This window comes from Endozoicomonas sp. G2_1 (assembly GCF_017744155.1).
GTDB lineage: Bacteria > Pseudomonadota > Gammaproteobacteria > Enterobacterales > Alteromonadaceae > JAGHQT01.
Genome location: NZ_JAGHQT010000001.1, coordinates 632,534 through 649,967, shown reverse-complemented (window position 1 = coordinate 649,967; position 17,434 = coordinate 632,534). Strand labels below are relative to the sequence as shown.

Here is a 17,434-nt window from a genome sequence, read left to right as displayed (position 1 = left end):
ACACTCGTATTGTCAATTATGATAGAAGAAATAGCCCAAGTTACCGCGATTGACCAGCAAAAAGTGACGGTTGAAAGCGAAATCAAATCTACCTGTAGCAGTTGTCAGCAAGTTGACAACTGCGGCAGTGGCCAGGTTGCCAAAGCGATTCCCCATCGCAAGTTAACCCTAGAGCTAACGTCAAAACTGTCATTAAAACTCGGTGATCGAGTAGTACTGGCAATTCCAGAAGATAAATTACTGAGCACAGCAAGTGCGGTTTATTTATTGCCTTTGTTAGGGCTTATTGGTTGTGCAGCAGTTGCGCAATATTTTACACAACAGTGGCAATTAGATCATGAAGCTTGGGTGATTTTAGCGGGCGCTGCTGGTGGCTATTTAGGTTTTTTAAGCGCGCGCTTTTGGCAAAATTCAGCAAGTAATATTGACGCTTTGACCCCCAAAATTGTCAAAGTACTTCCCTCTGAACTTAATCTAAATACCGAGCGCTGAAATATTGTTAGCAAAGTGTCTGTCTTTAGTTAAATTGAAGTAATAATTAGCTAGCTTATGCTTATTATCTTCACTATGTAATACGACAGAGCTTGTTACAGACAAGCTATAACAACAGCTAACGATACAAGGTACTCATTGGTTATGAAAACTCGTCCACTACTTTTTAGTTTATTTTTTTCATTTATCGCTACGTCGAGCTATGCCGGAGATTTTTTTGTCGAAGACACCGCAACTCTGATTGAAACGCTAAATATCGCAAATTGTGGTGATAGTGTTGTACTTAATAATGGTCGCTATGCTGATGTTAAGTTTGAGAGTTCAAAAAATTGCAGTGCTGGCAAAGGTATTATTGTTGTTGCTTCAAATCCCGGCCAAGTTGAGTTTACAGGTGACGTTGATATTACTCTCTCAGGCCGATATTTTGAACTTTCGGGGATTGCGTTTAAATACGGCACGCGAACCAATGCCAAAGGTGATTTGATTACCGTGGCAGGCAAGCGCAATCGCATTACTAATAATAAGTTTGATGATTTTGATAACCAAGATGGCGCTTGGATTAAACTAAAAGGTCAATACAATCGAATAGATCACAACGAGTTTTCCGGTAAACGCAGTGTTGGTAGTTATATCAATATTGACATAGCTAAAGGGAAGCCGTCTTATCATTTAGTTGATTACAATTACTTTACTCGACCGTTATTGGGCAGCAATGGTGGCTCAGCTGCTCGTGTTGGTCATGGCAGTATGCACAATTATAAATCTCGGACCATTTTTGAACACAATGTCTTTGATAATCAAAACGGTGAAGCTGAAATAGTATCGATAAAAAGTAGTGAAAATATCTTTAGAAACAATACTTTTTTAAACTCAAGGGGACATTTGAGCTTGCGCCAAGGTAAACGTAACTTGGTCATTGATAATTACTTTTTAGGCAATGGTCAAACCAAGCAAACGGGGGTTTTTATTCGCGGTGAAGATCACGTGGTTTTTAACAACTATTTTTACAACATGAAGCCGACAGCAGCAGATAAAGACTATGCCACTGTCGCTTTTGGCGCATCAACGACAACGCCGGATTCAAATCGCGCCGCTAAAGGTTTGAATCCTTACCATTACCCTAAAACTCAAAACGCTTTCTTGTTGAACAATACGTTTTTTAAATCTAGATATAGTGCTGTTTATATTGGCAGCCAGTATGATGTTAACGACAGCAAAAACCGAACAACCTTGCCCGAAAACTTAACGATTGCCAATAATCATATTTTCAGAGCCGAAAAAGCGCTTGATCAAGCGCAATCGCAATCGAGCCACCGATTTGCTGAAAACTATGTTGCAAAAATTAGTGACAACGACAGCCTGTTGGGTTTTGAGCCTGCCGTCATGAGAGTTCAATTAAGCCAAGGTGTTCGTATTCCAACAACAGCTGCTCGGAATAACTATCAAGATTTATCTCAATACATTACTGAAATGAAGCTATTTAAATCGAGTTGGGGCGAGTATAAGCAATTTAAAACCAGATTATCGCAAGTTCAGCACTCTGGCTTTATTTTGCCAACTGACAGTGATGGTCAAGTACTGCGACCATTGACTAAATCCGACGTTGGCGTAACTTGGTAAAGACATCGCTATGCTTTACAACGCTTGAGTAACTTGTCCGTTACTCTAATTGTTTATAGCTTCTAAAGCTCAAGTTTAGTGGCGGATACTTGTTTGGGCTATCCGCCTTTTACTTTTTTTACCCTTCTTTTTGTATCGTTTTGCAACAAACAAAAGCAAGCATTCCCCCATCTTTTATCTTATAATGCCGACAATTTTTATTATTTTATTGATCATTGAATGCGGTATTTAAGATTAATTCGTTTTCAGTGGTTTGCTGACAGTTGTTGATTGCTCTTAGCTGTAGAAAACTGAGAATCTTTTTTATATATGAAACACATCCGAAATTTCTCCATTATTGCCCATATTGACCACGGTAAATCAACGCTTTCTGATCGTTTAATTCAGCATTGTGGTGGTTTGTCTGATCGCGAGATGGAAGCGCAAGTTCTTGATTCAATGGACTTAGAGCGCGAGCGTGGTATTACTATTAAAGCGCAAAGTGTGACCTTAGATTACAAAGCGAAAGACGGCGAGACATACCAACTTAACTTTATCGACACACCAGGTCACGTTGACTTTTCTTATGAAGTATCGCGTTCATTAGCCTCGTGTGAAGGTGCCTTGTTGGTTGTTGATGCAGGTCAAGGTGTTGAAGCGCAAACTGTTGCCAACTGTTACACCGCGATTGAAATGGATTTAGAAGTACTGCCAATTCTCAATAAAATCGATTTACCTCAAGCGGACCCTGATCGCGTTTGTGAAGAAATTGAAGACATTATTGGTATCGACGCAACCGGTGCTGTGCCTTGTTCAGCAAAAACAGGCTTAGGTATTGAAGATGTGCTTGAAACTATAGTTCACAATGTTCCTGCCCCGGTCGGTGAGCCTGACGCTAATTTACAAGCCCTGATTATCGACTCTTGGTTTGATAACTATCAAGGCGTTGTTTCACTGGTTCGAATCATGAATGGTGAAGTGAAAAAGGGCGACAAGATGTTGGTGATGTCAACCGGACAAACTCACATCATTGATAAAGTTGGTATTTTCACGCCTAAGCAAGTCGACACAGATATTTTAAAAACTGGCGAAGTAGGGTTTATTATCGCGGGTATTAAAGAAATTCACGGCGCACCAGTGGGTGATACCATTACTATCGCCAAAAAAGAAGCCGAACAACCGCTAGCGGGTTTCAAAAAGGTGCAGCCACAAGTTTACGCTGGTATTTTCCCAATTAGCTCTGACGATTACGAGAGCTTCCGCGATGCCTTGAATAAATTGAGTTTGAACGATGCGTCTCTGTTTTTCGAACCAGAAAACTCATCGGCATTAGGCTTTGGTTTCCGCGTTGGTTTCCTTGGCATGCTGCACATGGAAATTATTCAAGAGCGCTTAGCCCGTGAATATGACTTGGACTTAGTGACGACAGCGCCAACCGTAAACTACGAAGTTGCTTGCACCAATGGTGAAGTGTTGTCGATTGACAACCCAAGTGAATTGCCTGCGGTTAACAATATTGCTGAAATTCGCGAGCCAATCGTGCAAGCGAATATTTTAGTTCCTCAAGAGCATTTGGGTAACGTTATTACCTTGTGTATTGAAAAGCGCGGCGTGCAAAAAGACATTGTTTATCACGGTAACCAAGTTGCGGTTGTTTACGAATTACCGATGGCCGAAGTGGTGATGGACTTCTTCGATAAGCTCAAGTCGACCAGTCGCGGTTACGCCTCGCTTGACTATCACTTTGCTCGCTTTGAAGCGGCAGACATGGTTCGCGTTGATGTCATGATCAATGGCGATCGCGTTGATGCGTTAGCGATGATTACTCACCGCAGCAACTCAGTAGGGCGTGGTCGTATGTTGGTTGAAAAGCTCAAAGAGCTTATTCACCGTCAAATGTTTGATATTGCAATTCAAGCGGCAATTGGCAATAACGTGATTGCCCGTACTACGGTTAAGCAAATGCGTAAGAACGTAACAGCTAAGTGTTACGGTGGTGACGTCAGTCGTAAGAAGAAACTTCTCCAAAAACAAAAAGAAGGTAAGAAACGCATGAAGCAGGTCGGCAATGTTGAAGTGCCACAAGAAGCCTTCTTAGCCGTTTTGAAACTCGATAACTAGCCAGCGCGTTAACCTATAGGATTATTATGGCAGCTTATTTTTCGATTATTTTAGTGGTAGTGACGCTAGTTTCGGGCGTTATTTGGTTAGCGGATAAGTTTTATCTCGCGCCACAACGTCAGCTTAAATTGGCCAATGCGCAAGCCCAGTGTGAAGGTGAGTTGGATGCAGATACCATTCAAACCATTACTGAACCTTCGACCTTGGTTGATGCTGGTGTGCAAATTTTCCCAGTTATTGCCTTTGTCTTGGTGTTGCGCTCGTTTTTATATGAGCCGTTTCAAATTCCATCGGGTTCGATGATGCCAACCTTACTCGACGGCGACTTTATTCTGGTTAATAAGTATAACTACGGTTTACGCGATCCGGTTGCCCGCAAAAAATTCATTGAAATTGGTGAGCCTGAGCGCGGTGATATTGTTGTTTTCAAATACCCAATTGATCAACGCATCGATTACATTAAACGCGTGATTGGCGTACCTGGTGACACTGTCGTTTATCAAAACAAAAGTGTTTACATCAAGCCAAAATGTCAAGACAGCGATACCCAGTGCCCTGATTTTGAAAAAGTACTGACTGAGTGGCAAGGTGAGTTTGTCGATGGCCCAGCAAAAGTGGCTCACTACAAGTCGTCAATGCTAGGTCGTGAGCACGATATTCTTATCGACCACGCCAAATCAGATAACGTGCAAGCTTTCTGTTATCTAGCAGACAATAATCTTTGTTATCAATCAGGTACACAACGCAATGAGTTTGTCGTACCTGAAGGTCAGTACTTTGTTATGGGTGATAACCGAGATAACAGTACAGATAGCCGTTTTTGGGGCTTTGTGAAAGAAGAAAACTTAGTCGGTGAAGCTGTCTTTATTTGGATGAGTTTCGATTTTGAACGCAGTGCTGATGATTGGTTGCCAACTTGGGTACCGACTGGTATCCGTTTTGAGCGTTTAGGTGGTCTTACTTGAGCGTGAACAATATTAAGAATAACCCGCAGTCTTTGGCGCGTCTAACCAAGCGCCTAGGCTACCAGTTTAACAATGCTGATTTATTGTTACAGGCACTGACTCATCGCAGTGCCAAAGGCAAACACAACGAGCGCCTAGAGTTTTTAGGTGACTCGATTCTCGGCTTTGTTATTGCCGAAGCGCTCTATGATAAATTTCCCAAACAAAGTGAGGGAGAGCTAACCCGCATGCGTTCGAGTTTAGTAAAAGGGGTGACCTTAGCCGAACTCGGACGAGATTTTGAATTAGGCCAATATTTAGTTTTGGGGCCAGGCGAGTTAAAAAGTGGCGGTCATCGCCGCGAATCAATTTTAGAAGATGCCATTGAAGCGATCATCGGCGCGGTTTATCTTGACTCAGATCTGAATACTTGTAAGCAATTAGTGCTTAATTGGTTCGCTAATCGCTTGGCCAATATTGAGCCGGGTAGCGCCCAGAAAGATCCTAAAACTCGTTTGCAAGAATACCTACAAGGTCGCAAAATTCCATTGCCAACGTATGAAGTTATTGACTTACAAGGCAAGTCACACAATCAACAATTCACGGTTAAATGTACTACCGAAGCGGTCAGTGAATCAGTAATTAGCAAAGGCACCAGCAGACGCAAGGCAGAGCAAGCCGCGGCTGCTCAAATTTTAGATCTGATCTCTAATAATGGAGTAAACCATGGCAAATGATCCTATTGAGCATTACGACGATGTTGACGGCGACGCTCAACACTGTGGTTTAGTTGCCATTGTTGGTCGTCCTAACGTTGGTAAGTCGACCTTACTCAACGCCATTTTAGGGCAAAAGATATCAATTACCTCTAAGAAGCCACAAACCACTCGTCACCGTATTCTTGGTATCTTAACAGAAGAGAGTCATCAGGCGGTATTAGTTGATACTCCGGGATTACACGTTGACGAAAAGCGTGCGATTAACCGTTTAATGAACCGCGCGGCGTCAAGTTCAATCGCTGAAGTTGAGTTAATTGTCTTTTTGGTAGAGGGCACTCACTGGACCGAAGACGACCAATTAGTGCTGAAGAAAATTCAACAAAGCGGTGCGCCTTGTATTTTAGCGGTTAACAAAGTTGACAATGTCCAAGACAAAGAAGCCTTGTTACCGCATTTGCAAATGTTGGCGGAGCAATACGACTTTAAAGATATTTTGCCGATGTCTGCGAAAAAGGGCGACAACGTCGAGAAGATCAAACAACTGTGTTTAGATGCACTACCAGAAGGAGACTTTTGGTTCCCTGAAGACTATATCACCGACCGCTCAAGCCGCTTTATGGCGTCTGAAATTATGCGCGAGAAATTAATGCGCTTTACCGGTGATGAATTACCTTATTCAACGACAGTTGAAATTGAGCAGTTTAAGCAAGATCAACAAGGTATTTTGCATATTAATGCATTGGTGTTAGTCGAGCGCAATAGCCAAAAGCGCATGGTGATTGGCAATAAAGGCGAGCGCTTGAAAACCATTGGCCAAGAAGCGCGCCGCGATATGGAAACCCTGTTTGGCCAGCAGGTTTTTCTCGAAACTTGGGTTAAGGTGAAATCGGGCTGGGCAGATGATGAGCGAGCATTGCGCAGCTTGGGCTATGGCGACGATTATTCGGGCTGATGCCAACTAGTCGAGTTTTACCCTAGTCTTGAGGACAAGATGCAAACTGAACAAACCGCGTTTTTGTTACATCGTCGCCCTTATCGAGAAAATCAGTTTCTCGTTGACTTGTTAACTCAAGACGAAGGCAAGGTTGGCGCTGTTGTTTATGTCAGCCATTCTGGCAAGTCCAACAAAAAAGCCTTGCTGCAACCGTTTTTACCGCTGAGTGTTCAATACAAAGGGCGCAATGCGCTAAAACAATTGAGCACGGTGGAAGCGATTGGCAGTAGTTATCACTATCAAGGCACTATTTTGTATAGTGCCCTGTACCTTAACGAAATTAGCCAACGTTTGTTGCCAGAACTGGTGCCGTGCTCAACACTTTTTCAACATTATCAAGATAGCCTACATCTACTATTACAACTGCAAAAAGACGCCAGTAGTTTACAAAATATCGATCAAGCTCAGTTAGAATTAGCACTGAGGCAATACGAACTGGTATTGCTTGAAGAATTAGGCTTGGCGTTTGATTTTGATGCACTGCACAGCAGTGACGAAGATTACTTTTATTTCACGCTCGAACACGGTTTCATTGGTGTTGAGACTTACAGCGATGCTATGCTTTATCAAGCAACACCTGTCGCTAAGGGCAAGCCTTATTATCGCAAAGATTTATTATTGGCAATTGCTCAAGGCAGTTACAACTACACTGAAGTGATGGCTTGTTTTAAACAATTGATGCGGGTCTGCCTGAATGAGTTGTTAGGTGGTCAAGAACTGCATAGTCGTAAACTTTTTAAATCTTATTAGCGTAAGTTGATAAGAGTTCGTTTTATTTATTTGTTATTGAGCTATTTTTCAATAAATGGGAAAAACAATGTCAGAGATTTTATTAGGCGTTAACGTCGATCACATTGCTACATTGCGTCAAGCACGCGGCACTACTTACCCTGATCCTGTTCATGCAGCCGCTGTTGCCGAGCACGCTGGTGCTGACGGTATTACCGTGCATTTGCGCGAAGATCGCCGCCATATTCAAGACCGCGATATCGAGTTGTTACAGCACACACTGCAAACGCGAATGAATTTTGAAATGGCGGTAACCGAGGAAATGTTAACCATTGCCTGTCGCATCAAACCAGCATTTGTCTGTTTAGTACCAGAAAAGCGTGAAGAGCTAACTACCGAGGGTGGTTTAGATGTCGCGGGTCAGCTGGATAAGATCACTGATGCAGTCGCAAGATTATCAGCGCAAGGTATCGCGACGAGCTTGTTCATTGATGCTGACAAAGCGCAAATTGACGCTGCTGCTGCCAGTAATGCGCCTTATATTGAAATTCACACCGGACATTATGCTGAAGCAACCAGTGAGCAAGAACAAGCGGCCGAGCTTCTTAAGCTGACTGAAGGTGTTAAGTACGCCGCCAGTTTGGGTTTAAAAGTTAATGCTGGCCACGGCTTACACTATTTTAATGTTAAACCAATCGCGGCAATTCCTGAGATTATTGAGCTTAATATTGGTCACGCCATTATTGCCCGTGCAGCCATTGACGGTTTAGAAAAAGCGGTGCGTGATATGAAGCAGTTGATGCTTGATGCTCGTGCCAGCTCGCTAAGCTAATCAGCTAACTGGGGGTATTGATGTCTGTTATCGGTATTGGCACTGATATTGTTGAAATTGAGCGTTTAACTGCAATGGCTGAGCCAGTTTTCATGCGACTTGCCGAGCGAGTATTAACCCCAAACGAGTTGCAAAGAATGGCCTCGTTAAAAGCGCCAGCCGCCTTTTTAGCAAAGCGCTGGGCTGGTAAAGAAGCTGCGGCCAAAGCACTGGGGACGGGTATTGCCGATGGCGTTTCATTTCAACATATTGAAATTAGCGCCCATAGCTCGGGTAAACCCGAGCTTGAACTCAGCGAACGAGCATTAGAGTTAGCACAAGCACTTGGCGCCAATCAATGGCATATTTCGCTGTCAGACGAGCGCCAATACGCCACCGCTTTTGTCGTTTTGTCTAAGGCATAGGGCAGCGTCTAATGTTTGAAAACAAAATGAAACAAACAACTCAAGTAAGTGAGCAGGTAGAGGCTGTGAACCAGCCTATTTCTGCCAACGAATTTTCTCCGACCGAACAGAGAATCACACGCAGTATATGTCATGCCTCCATTGGCACTAATGATTTAGCACGTGATAAAGCGTTTTACAAAGCGCTTTTGGCGACCCTCGATATTGATCAAGTCTGTGACTACGAGCATGCCGCTGCATTTGGCAAAGGCTATCCAGAATTTTGGTTACAAATTCCGTATGACAAACAAAGTGCTGGTGTCGCTAATGGTGTTCATTTTGGTTTTGTCGCGACCAGTAAACGCCAAGTAGATGATTTTTATCGAAAAGCGCTAGAACTCGGTGCTCAATGTAACGGCGCTCCTGGGCCTAGGCCTGAATACGGAGAGCCATTTTACGGTTGCTTTGTCGTTGATTTGATGGGTCATAAAATAGAGGCGAGCTATTGGGCGCTAAAGTGAGAGCGCCCAATTTTGTTGCTTGTTTAACAATTATACCTTGAAGTAAGCAAGCTCGTCTTTTTGTGCGACAGAGAGCTCAGCCAATTCATTTGATGCGTGTAAGCTTTGATTGACCGATGAAACGTTTTGTTTGACTAAATCGAACGCTTGTGTGGTATTTCGCGAAGTGTCTTCAGTGACGGTATGTTGCTCTTGCGAAGCAGTTGCGACTAATGCATTCATTTCTGAAATAGACTCTACCGCGACTGAAATATCCTCAAAGACCAATTTGATTTGTTCGCCAAGCACCACCGATTCTTCAATTAAGTGAACATTTTGCTCCATATTTTTGTTGGCACTGCGCGATTGCGCTTGCAGTTTTTCGATAATAGTTTGAATACTTACCGTTGATTCTTGGGTTTTCGATGCAAGGTTGCGCACTTCGTCGGCAACCACTGCAAAACCTCGACCGTGATCGCCGGCGCGCGCCGCCTCAATGGCAGCATTGAGCGCTAACAAATTAATTTGCTCAGAAATACCATTAATCACGTCAGTAACACTCCCGATTTCAACTGCAAACTCTTCCAGCACTCGCAGTGTTTGCGCGGTTTCATCGACTGAAGCATTAATGTTGTTAGACAGATTAATGTTTTCTTCTAATTTTTCTTTACCTGTGGTGACGTGCTGCTGAGCCTCACTCGTTCGTTGTTCGGCGACAACCGCTTTGTCACTCATTTCGATCGAGGTTGATGATAACTCATTAATCGCGGTTGAAATTTGTTCGACCTGCGACATTTCCTGCTCGGCATTGGACAGTGTTTCAGTCATAGAATGGGAAAGCTGTTCAGAAGCGGCAGCAACGTTTTCGGCTATCGAGTGAGACTTTTTGATTAACTGCGACAGTTGCTCGGATAAATTGACCAAAGATTTGTAAATACCCGTCTCTGAGCCTGTTTTGGTCAGGCTTTGGTTGAGCTTGCCTTGCGCCATACTTTCCATTAATGCTTCGATTTCTTTTGGTTCACCGCCAAGTGGTGTTAATACCAGTTTTTGGATCAATATCAGTAGAATTGCGATAGCTACCGCGAGTGAAACAAGACCGATAGCGAGAGAAGACATCAATTGACTGTCTGCTCCTTGCTCGATATCAGCGTTTTTGACAAAAGATACCAGTGTCCAGCCGTTGATATCTAAACGGCTGCCAAAGGCAGTAAAGCTTGTCTTTTGGCCTCTAACATCAGCTTGATAGGAGACAATATCACTGTTATTGCCGAACGCTCTGTATGCAGGTCTCTGTTCAAACATGTTTTGGCCAACGAGTTCGGGGTAAGGTGAGGCAATGATGGTATCTTCACGGGTATAGATAAACATATTGTCTCGGTCGGCGGCACTGCCGAGTACTTGCTCCAATTTTAGATTGGATAAGACCGCAAACGTGTCGTTAATGCGATAGGCCATTCCCAAAACTTCTTTGCCAGAGACAGCCGATTTGAAATGAGGTGAAATGTAAAACTGTTCGTTGTTTCTAAAAATGGCATTAAAATAGCCACGGTTTAATTGCTTTACGTTGAAATTTTGCAGTGTGCCTCTAACGTCGTAAATATCACCGTTGTCTCTAAACAAATAGATGCCATCGGTAACGCTTTTTTGTGTGAGATAGAGGGCGTTCAACTTGACGATAGCGAGCTCAGACAGCCCTTGCTCTAAGACGTCTTGTTCGGTGATATCTACGGTCGAAATTTCGTTTTTATAAGCTTGCAGTTTTTCGATGAGACCAGCCTCGATAGTTTCGTTTTGGCCTTTCAAAATAGCTTTGTTTAGCGTGACGCTCTCACTCTTAAAAGCACTGTAAGACAAGGCGATCAACGCTGAGATAATAATGACAATGATCAAGCTCAGTGAGCCGATAAGTTGAAGTTTAAAATTACTTTTTCCCATGCTTTCCCCGAAGACAAATAAGCGTTTGCCAAAGCTAAAAATATTTTTTCGTTAGTTTTTTGTAATAAAACCAAGCGTTGATAATTAGTGTGTAAAAATGCTGTGGTCAATGCCAATTCATTGTTATCTGTGTTTTAAGTATTTGCAGTGACTGATTTTAGACTATTAGTATAGTTGCCTTTTGACAAGTACACTTTGGTCGAACAACGGGGCGGATTAAAAAGGCCAAAGCGGTTTGGTTTTTTAACTAGTGATATGTATTGATCTTAGAACACTAGCTATTGTTGAATTAACGATTGATTATATAGTTTCTAGTAGGTAAGTGTGTATTCACTTATTTAAATCTGTTTTTCGCAGGTTGACCACTTGGTTGATTTTTCTTGATTTTTAATCGGACTAGCTCTTGTCATTAATCAATCTATCAGCATATACTGGCTCGATATTATGTTTTTTCGGTAGTGACTTTGACCTCAATAAGTAAATTTTTTGTTTTAACATTCATTTACTTATCTTCTTGCCTAGTTTTGTTAACACCTTGTTATATTTTTGCTCAAAATAGTAATATTAATGAGGTTTCGCCTTCGTCAGCTTTTCAAAAGGCACTCGAAAAAGTAGACCTAATAGCCTCTTCTGATCCCAAAGCGGCACTTGAACAATTAACAGAGCTTAGTTATCGCATCGCTGGTCAGCCACTCGCTGAGCAAATGTATTACTACAAGCTATTAGCGGAAGTTCACGCCAGTAACTTTCAATTTGAAAGTTCACTAGCAAGTGCTGAGCGCGGTATTGAACTCGCGGACAAATTAAAAAGGCCAAATATACTTATCGCGCAACTGTTTAATTTTCGTGGCTTTGCCCATGAGAGTTTAGGTGATTATTCATCGGCAGTTAAAGATTACAAACACGCGTTAGGCGTTGCCCAATCACTCAATGCCAATAAATCCATCGCCAACAGTTTAATTAATTTGGGCGCACTTTATTACTTAACTGATAAATTTGAACAGTCGTTGGTTATGTTAAATGAAGCGCTAAAAATTACCGATCAACTCGACGATGAAATGCGAGGTTATGTCAATAATGAGTTGGGTAACCTCTATGTAAAACTCAATCAAAATGAACAGGCTCAATATTACTTTCAGCGCTCCTACGATTATTATTTACTTGCGGAGCAGAAGTTAAGTGCGAGTAACAGTTTATACAATTTATCCATTAGTTTAATCAGGCAAGAGCAGTACGACCTTGCGGTAAAGCGACTGCACCAAGTGGTAGCCGAAGCTGAAGAGATTGAAGCTTATAGCTTAATTTTTTACACTTACTTGGCTATATCATCGGTCTATGAACAAAAAGAGGATGATAACCCAGAAGCAGCTTATGAGTATTTATTAAAAGCTGAGCCTTATTTAACTCATTTAGATCACTACCAAAACCCGATTCGCTTAGCGATAGATAAAGCTTATATTTTAATAAAACTAGAGCGTTATCAGCACGCTTTAGGAGTGGTTACCGAACTCGAGCGCCTGTTGGCCAAAACCCAAAAAGAGTTCGTCGTTAACTTCCAATTTGATGCCTTGCGATTAAAAGCAAAAATTAATTTTGCGCTAGAAAACTATCAGCAAGCTTATCTCGCCAATCGCGCATACAACGATTTGTATCAGAGTTACAGCGACAAATTGAATAGCTCGGCAATTGCTGAATTGCGATTAAAATACGAAACTCAGCAAGTCGATCTGACAAACGAAATATTGCAAAGCAAAAAACTATTACAAGAAACATTACTCGCTAATACGGAGCAACAAGCCAGTAATAGTCGCTACTACTTATTGCTTATTTTAATTGCAGTGTCGCTGCTCGCTTGGTTGCTAGTAAAACTGGTTTATAGCCACAAAACGCTACTGAAAATTAATCAAACGGATATCTTAACTGGCGTACCTAATCGCAATTTTATATTAAAGTTAGCGAAGCAAGCTTATCTCTATGCTCAGCAAAACCAGCAAGATTTAACATTACTGGTGATCGATGTCGACGACTTTAAAGCTGTCAGTGAAGAGCTCGGCCACAGAGCTGCAGATAAGCTGCTAAAGACACTTGCTAAGCAGTTGAAATCGAGCCTTCGTCAGGCTGACAGCTTTGGTCGCTACGGCAATGAAGAATTTCTCGCAGTATTGCCTAAAACTTCTGGTCAGCAAGCCGGTGACGTGGTTAAGCGCCTACAACAAGCCCTATCTGCTCTGGGCAAGCGCACTGTGAGCATTGGTGTGGTCAGTTACTCATCTGTTGAAAGACAACCTAAGCTCGAATTTAATCAGTTATTAAAACTTGCTGATGAACGTCTATTTGAAGCAAAACGCGCGGGAAAAAATGGAGTTTGCTATGAATAGCAGGATATTTTTAATCGTTTTTTGCTTCGCAATTTTTACTGGTACAGCAATCGCGTGGCAAGTTCAGGACAACAATCTGCAAATTGCTGAATCTTCAAACAGCAACTCGCCAATACCGCAAGCTGGTTTATCTATTGCTTTAAAAGAGCCGCAAGAGAAGAAGCCGGAAGTTGTCACTATTGCTCCTATGGTTAAACGTTACGTCGCGCTAACAAACAAAGGGCGAGTAACAGATCTGACGCAGGCAAAGGAGCTGAGTGCTAAATTGGTTAGTTTGTCTGATGGTTTTAATGCCGCAGAGCAGTTTTTATTTTACAGTGTTAGGGCGACAATAGCGTATCAAGAGCAACGCTATCAGATTTCTGGCCAGTTGTTTAAAAGAGCCTTGGAGTATCAAGATCAAATTGCTGAACAGCAATTAGCGAGACCTGAGTTTTACTATTTTTATCGCACTTGGGCAAATGCTGCTACAGAGTTACTCGACTTTAAGCGCGCCTACCTAGCGGAAGATAAATACTACCAATACTTTAAAATAGACAGTAAGCAAGCGCAAAAAAGCAAAATAGCGGCGCTTGATGAAAAATATCAAATGACCATCAAGCAAAAGCAAAACCAATTGCTCGATGATGCCACTGAGCTTGAAGCACTAAAAATTGAGTCGCTGCGCCAAGAGCAAGATGCTCGTCACTATAAAACCGTGATTTTAGTGGTCGGGCTTATCGTATTCGTATTGCTGATTATTCGTCAATTGCGCTTGCGCAGAAAGCTCGCGGTATTAGAGAAAACCGATAGTTTAACTGGGTTGTTCAATCGCAGCGCACTTTTTGACTATGGTGAACGAGCGCTGCAAAAGCATCGCGAGCAAAGTAATCCACTCAGTTGTTTGTTATTTGATCTTGATAATTTCAAACAAATTAACGATGACTACGGTCACGATGCTGGTGATTTAGTTTTGCGGACCGTAGCTGATTTAGCTAACGAAGTGATGCGCACTCGCGATTTATTGGCTCGCATTGGCGGCGAAGAATTTATTGCGGTGTTACCCGTCATTGGTATCGAGCAGGCGAAAGCGATTGCCGAGCGCTTGCGTGAAAAAATTGCCGAGCACGATTACCAATTTCAAGGGCAAAAACTATCGGTCAAAGCGAGTTTTGGCGTTGCAGAATTAGCACAAATTGAACAAAACCAAGAGCAAGCTTCCTTCGATAGCTTGGTCAGCGCCGCAGATGTATCAATGTATCGGGCTAAACAACTCGGTGGCAACAAAGTGTGCTGCTTTTCAGATTTGATGTCTTCTGGTACTGATAGCTTACCGAATCGGGAGCACGTATTAGCCAATCGCCGCTAATATCTGCTAACTAAAGACAAAACCGCAAATAAATCTATATTTCTGATTATTCCTAGTTTTTTCTACAATCAATATCCGCTAAGCTAGCAGCAAGGCTTATTGCATAAGCCAATTGTATTGTTAGGAAACCAAATTCATGTCAGACGTCCTTGATTACACCCAAGATGGTATTGAACAACTTCCCTTAAGGCGCTTTACCGAAGACGCGTACTTAAACTACTCAATGTATGTCATTATGGATCGAGCACTGCCGCATATTGGCGACGGCTTGAAACCAGTGCAACGTCGTATTGTTTATGCGATGTCTGAACTCGGCCTGTCGGCAGCGGCTAAATATAAAAAATCTGCCCGTACTGTTGGTGACGTTTTAGGTAAGTTCCATCCCCATGGCGATTCCGCTTGTTACGAAGCTATGGTGCTGATGGCTCAACCATTTTCTTATCGCTACCCGTTAGTGGATGGCCAAGGTAACTGGGGCGCGCCAGACGATCCTAAATCGTTTGCTGCGATGCGTTATACCGAAGCGCGCTTGTCTAAATTCAGCGAAGTCTTACTCTCTGAACTCGGTCAGGGCACGGTTGACTGGCAGCCAAACTTTGACGGCACCATGAAAGAGCCGCAAACGCTAGCAGCGCGATTACCACATATTTTACTCAATGGTATTACCGGTATTGCCGTAGGTATGGCGACGGATATCCCGCCACACAACGTTAGGGAAGTCGCCAATGCTTGTGTTCATTTAATTGAACAGCCAAAAGCTGAGTTGGCTGATGTCCTTGAACATGTGCAAGGCCCAGATTATCCGACCGACGCTGAAATTATTACGCCTAAGGGGGATATCGAAAAGATTTATCAAACCGGCCGGGGTAGTATAAAAATGCGTGCGGTTTACGAGCAAGAGCACGGTGAAATCGTAATTACTGCTCTGCCACACCAAGCGTCTGGCGCAAAAATTCTCGAGCAAATTGCCAGTCAAATGCAGGCGAAAAAGCTCCCTATGGTGGTCGATTTACGCGATGAATCTGACCACGAAAACCCAATACGCATTGTCGTCGTGCCAAGGTCAAATCGCGTTGATGTCGAACAGTTAATGCAGCATTTATTTGCGACCACAGATCTAGAGAAGAACTTCCGGGTTAATCTCAACATGATTGGCCTTGATAATCGCCCAGCGGTTAAAAATCTCAAAGACATTTTAAGCGAGTGGCTGGTATTCCGCCGAGCAACCGTGACTCGCCGTTTACAGTACCGACTCGACAAGGTACTGGCTCGACTGCACATTTTAGACGGTTTGCTAATTGCCTATTTAAATATCGACGAAGTTATTGAAATTATTCGCAACTACGACGATCCAAAAGCGGAGTTAATGTCAAGGTTTTCACTGTCTGAGCGACAAGCGGAAGCGATTTTGGAGATCAAACTTCGCCAACTTGCCAAACTTGAAGAAATCAAAATTCGCGGCGAACAAGACGAGCTCAACAAAGAGCGCGAAACACTTGAGAAAACGCTGAATTCAAAAGCGCGCATGAATACGCTTTTGAAAAAAGAGATATTGGCAGCAGCTGAGCAATACGGTGACGATCGCCGATCCAAACTGGTTGAACGCGGTGAAGCCAAAGCATTGTCAGAGAAAGACTTAGTACCAAGCGAAGCGGTGACAGTAGTTGTCTCTGAAAAAGGTTGGGCGCGTTGTGCCAAAGGCCACGATATTGATCCACAAGCGATGAACTACAAGGCTGGCGACAGTTATTTGTGTTCGGCAAAAGGTCGCAGTAATCGACCTGTGGTCTTGATTGATTCATCAGGTCGAGCCTTTGCCACCGACGCGCACAGCTTGCCAACCGCCCGCAGTCAAGGGGAGCCTCTGACAGGTCGATTCAATCTCGTTGCCGGCGAAACCTTTGAGCAAGCACTAATGGCAGATGACGAAACCAAGTACTTGCTAAGCTCTGATGCTGGCTATGGCTTTGTTGGTAACTTTGCCGATATGGTCAGCCGCAATAAAAATGGTAAAGCACTACTGAGCTTGCCAGCTAATGCCAAAGTGATGTCGCCGATTGCGGTAAACGATTTAGCTAAGGACTTAGTATTATCGATAACCACAGAAGGGCGAATGCTGGTCTTTCCTTTGCAAGACTTGCCTGTGCTGAGCAAAGGTAAGGGCAATAAGATGATCAATATTCCTGCCGCTCGTGCCAAAGCCCGTGAAGAATACGTTAAGTTGATTGCGGTGATTTCAGGCCAAGACGCTGTTACCTTGCATGCAGGTAAACGCAAATTAACCTTAAAAGCGAGTGATATCGAACACTATCGAGGTGAACGTGGCCGACGTGGCAACAAGCTACCTAGAGGCTTACAACGCGTTGACCGAATTGAAGTTGAACAGGCTGAATCAGTAGTAGCCGAGCAAACTGATAAAGAGTAAGCGCATTTTACTCAATAAAAAACGCCACTTAA

At 43.0% G+C, this 17,434-nt stretch carries 14 protein-coding genes; 13 read left to right on the top strand and 1 reads right to left on the bottom strand.

Translation table 11 applies throughout. The annotated features are described in order from the left end of the window. The first annotated feature begins 18 nt into the window (after window positions 1-18). The 10 genes from J7384_RS02940 to J7384_RS02895 all read left to right on the top strand — a co-directional run bounded on the left by J7384_RS02940 (window position 19) and on the right by J7384_RS02895 (window position 9,334). Window positions 19-492 carry a SoxR reducing system RseC family protein gene (locus J7384_RS02940; protein ID WP_209111185.1) on the top strand — a complete coding sequence of 158 codons (474 nt, stop codon included), beginning with the start codon at window positions 19-21 and terminating at the stop codon, window positions 490-492. Between the two features lie 144 nt (window positions 493-636). Beyond that, entirely contained in the window at window positions 637-2,112 is a 1,476-nt protein-coding gene (locus J7384_RS02935) for a polysaccharide lyase 6 family protein (RefSeq protein ID WP_209111183.1), read from the top strand. A 309-nt stretch (window positions 2,113-2,421) separates the two neighbouring features. Beyond that, window positions 2,422-4,212 (top strand): translation elongation factor 4, encoded by a 1,791-nt coding sequence (lepA, locus tag J7384_RS02930; RefSeq protein ID WP_209111181.1) that lies wholly within the window; start codon window positions 2,422-2,424, stop codon window positions 4,210-4,212. Window positions 4,213-4,238: 26 nt separating this feature from the next. Next, the gene (lepB, locus tag J7384_RS02925) at window positions 4,239-5,177 is read left to right on the top strand and encodes a signal peptidase I (RefSeq protein ID WP_209111174.1); all 939 of its coding nucleotides are present in this window, start codon (window positions 4,239-4,241) and stop codon (window positions 5,175-5,177) included. Further along, entirely contained in the window at window positions 5,174-5,893 is a 720-nt protein-coding gene (gene rnc, locus J7384_RS02920; RefSeq protein ID WP_247741575.1) for a ribonuclease III, read from the top strand. Before lepB ends, rnc begins: the two co-directional genes overlap by 4 nt. Further along, window positions 5,883-6,827: a GTPase Era gene (gene era / locus J7384_RS02915; RefSeq protein ID WP_209111172.1), complete on the top strand. Its 945-nt coding sequence runs from the start codon at window positions 5,883-5,885 to the stop codon at window positions 6,825-6,827. Before rnc ends, era begins: the two co-directional genes overlap by 11 nt. 39 nt (window positions 6,828-6,866) lie before the next feature. Next, entirely contained in the window at window positions 6,867-7,619 is a 753-nt protein-coding gene (recO, locus tag J7384_RS02910; protein WP_209111170.1) for a DNA repair protein RecO, read from the top strand. A gap of 67 nt (window positions 7,620-7,686) precedes the next feature. Further along, window positions 7,687-8,430 carry a pyridoxine 5'-phosphate synthase gene (pdxJ, locus tag J7384_RS02905; RefSeq protein WP_209111168.1) on the top strand — a complete coding sequence of 248 codons (744 nt, stop codon included), beginning with the start codon at window positions 7,687-7,689 and terminating at the stop codon, window positions 8,428-8,430. A gap of 20 nt (window positions 8,431-8,450) precedes the next feature. Continuing rightward, complete coding sequence (acpS, locus tag J7384_RS02900) at window positions 8,451-8,834, top strand: holo-ACP synthase (RefSeq protein WP_209111166.1); 384 nt, start codon at window positions 8,451-8,453, stop codon at window positions 8,832-8,834. 11 nt (window positions 8,835-8,845) lie between these two features. Beyond that, window positions 8,846-9,334 (top strand): VOC family protein, encoded by a 489-nt coding sequence (locus tag J7384_RS02895; protein ID WP_247741574.1) that lies wholly within the window; start codon window positions 8,846-8,848, stop codon window positions 9,332-9,334. Window positions 9,335-9,364: 30 nt separating this feature from the next. Here the strand turns inward: J7384_RS02895 and J7384_RS02890 are convergent, their stop codons facing one another. Further along, entirely contained in the window at window positions 9,365-11,251 is a 1,887-nt protein-coding gene (locus tag J7384_RS02890; RefSeq protein WP_209111165.1) for a methyl-accepting chemotaxis protein, read from the bottom strand. A gap of 524 nt (window positions 11,252-11,775) precedes the next feature. Between J7384_RS02890 and J7384_RS02885 the strand changes: the two genes are divergently transcribed. From J7384_RS02885 to parC, 3 genes are all read left to right on the top strand, one after another. Further along, a complete protein-coding gene (locus J7384_RS02885) occupies window positions 11,776-13,629 on the top strand; it encodes a tetratricopeptide repeat-containing diguanylate cyclase (RefSeq protein ID WP_209111163.1) in 1,854 nt (617 codons plus the stop codon). After that, window positions 13,622-14,977 (top strand): GGDEF domain-containing protein, encoded by a 1,356-nt coding sequence (locus J7384_RS02880; protein WP_209111161.1) that lies wholly within the window; start codon window positions 13,622-13,624, stop codon window positions 14,975-14,977. The genes J7384_RS02885 and J7384_RS02880 overlap by 8 nt, the downstream gene beginning before the upstream one ends. Window positions 14,978-15,113: 136 nt before the next feature. Then, window positions 15,114-17,402 carry a DNA topoisomerase IV subunit A gene (parC, locus tag J7384_RS02875; RefSeq protein WP_209111159.1) on the top strand — a complete coding sequence of 763 codons (2,289 nt, stop codon included), beginning with the start codon at window positions 15,114-15,116 and terminating at the stop codon, window positions 17,400-17,402. The last annotated feature ends 32 nt before the right edge of the window (window positions 17,403-17,434 follow it).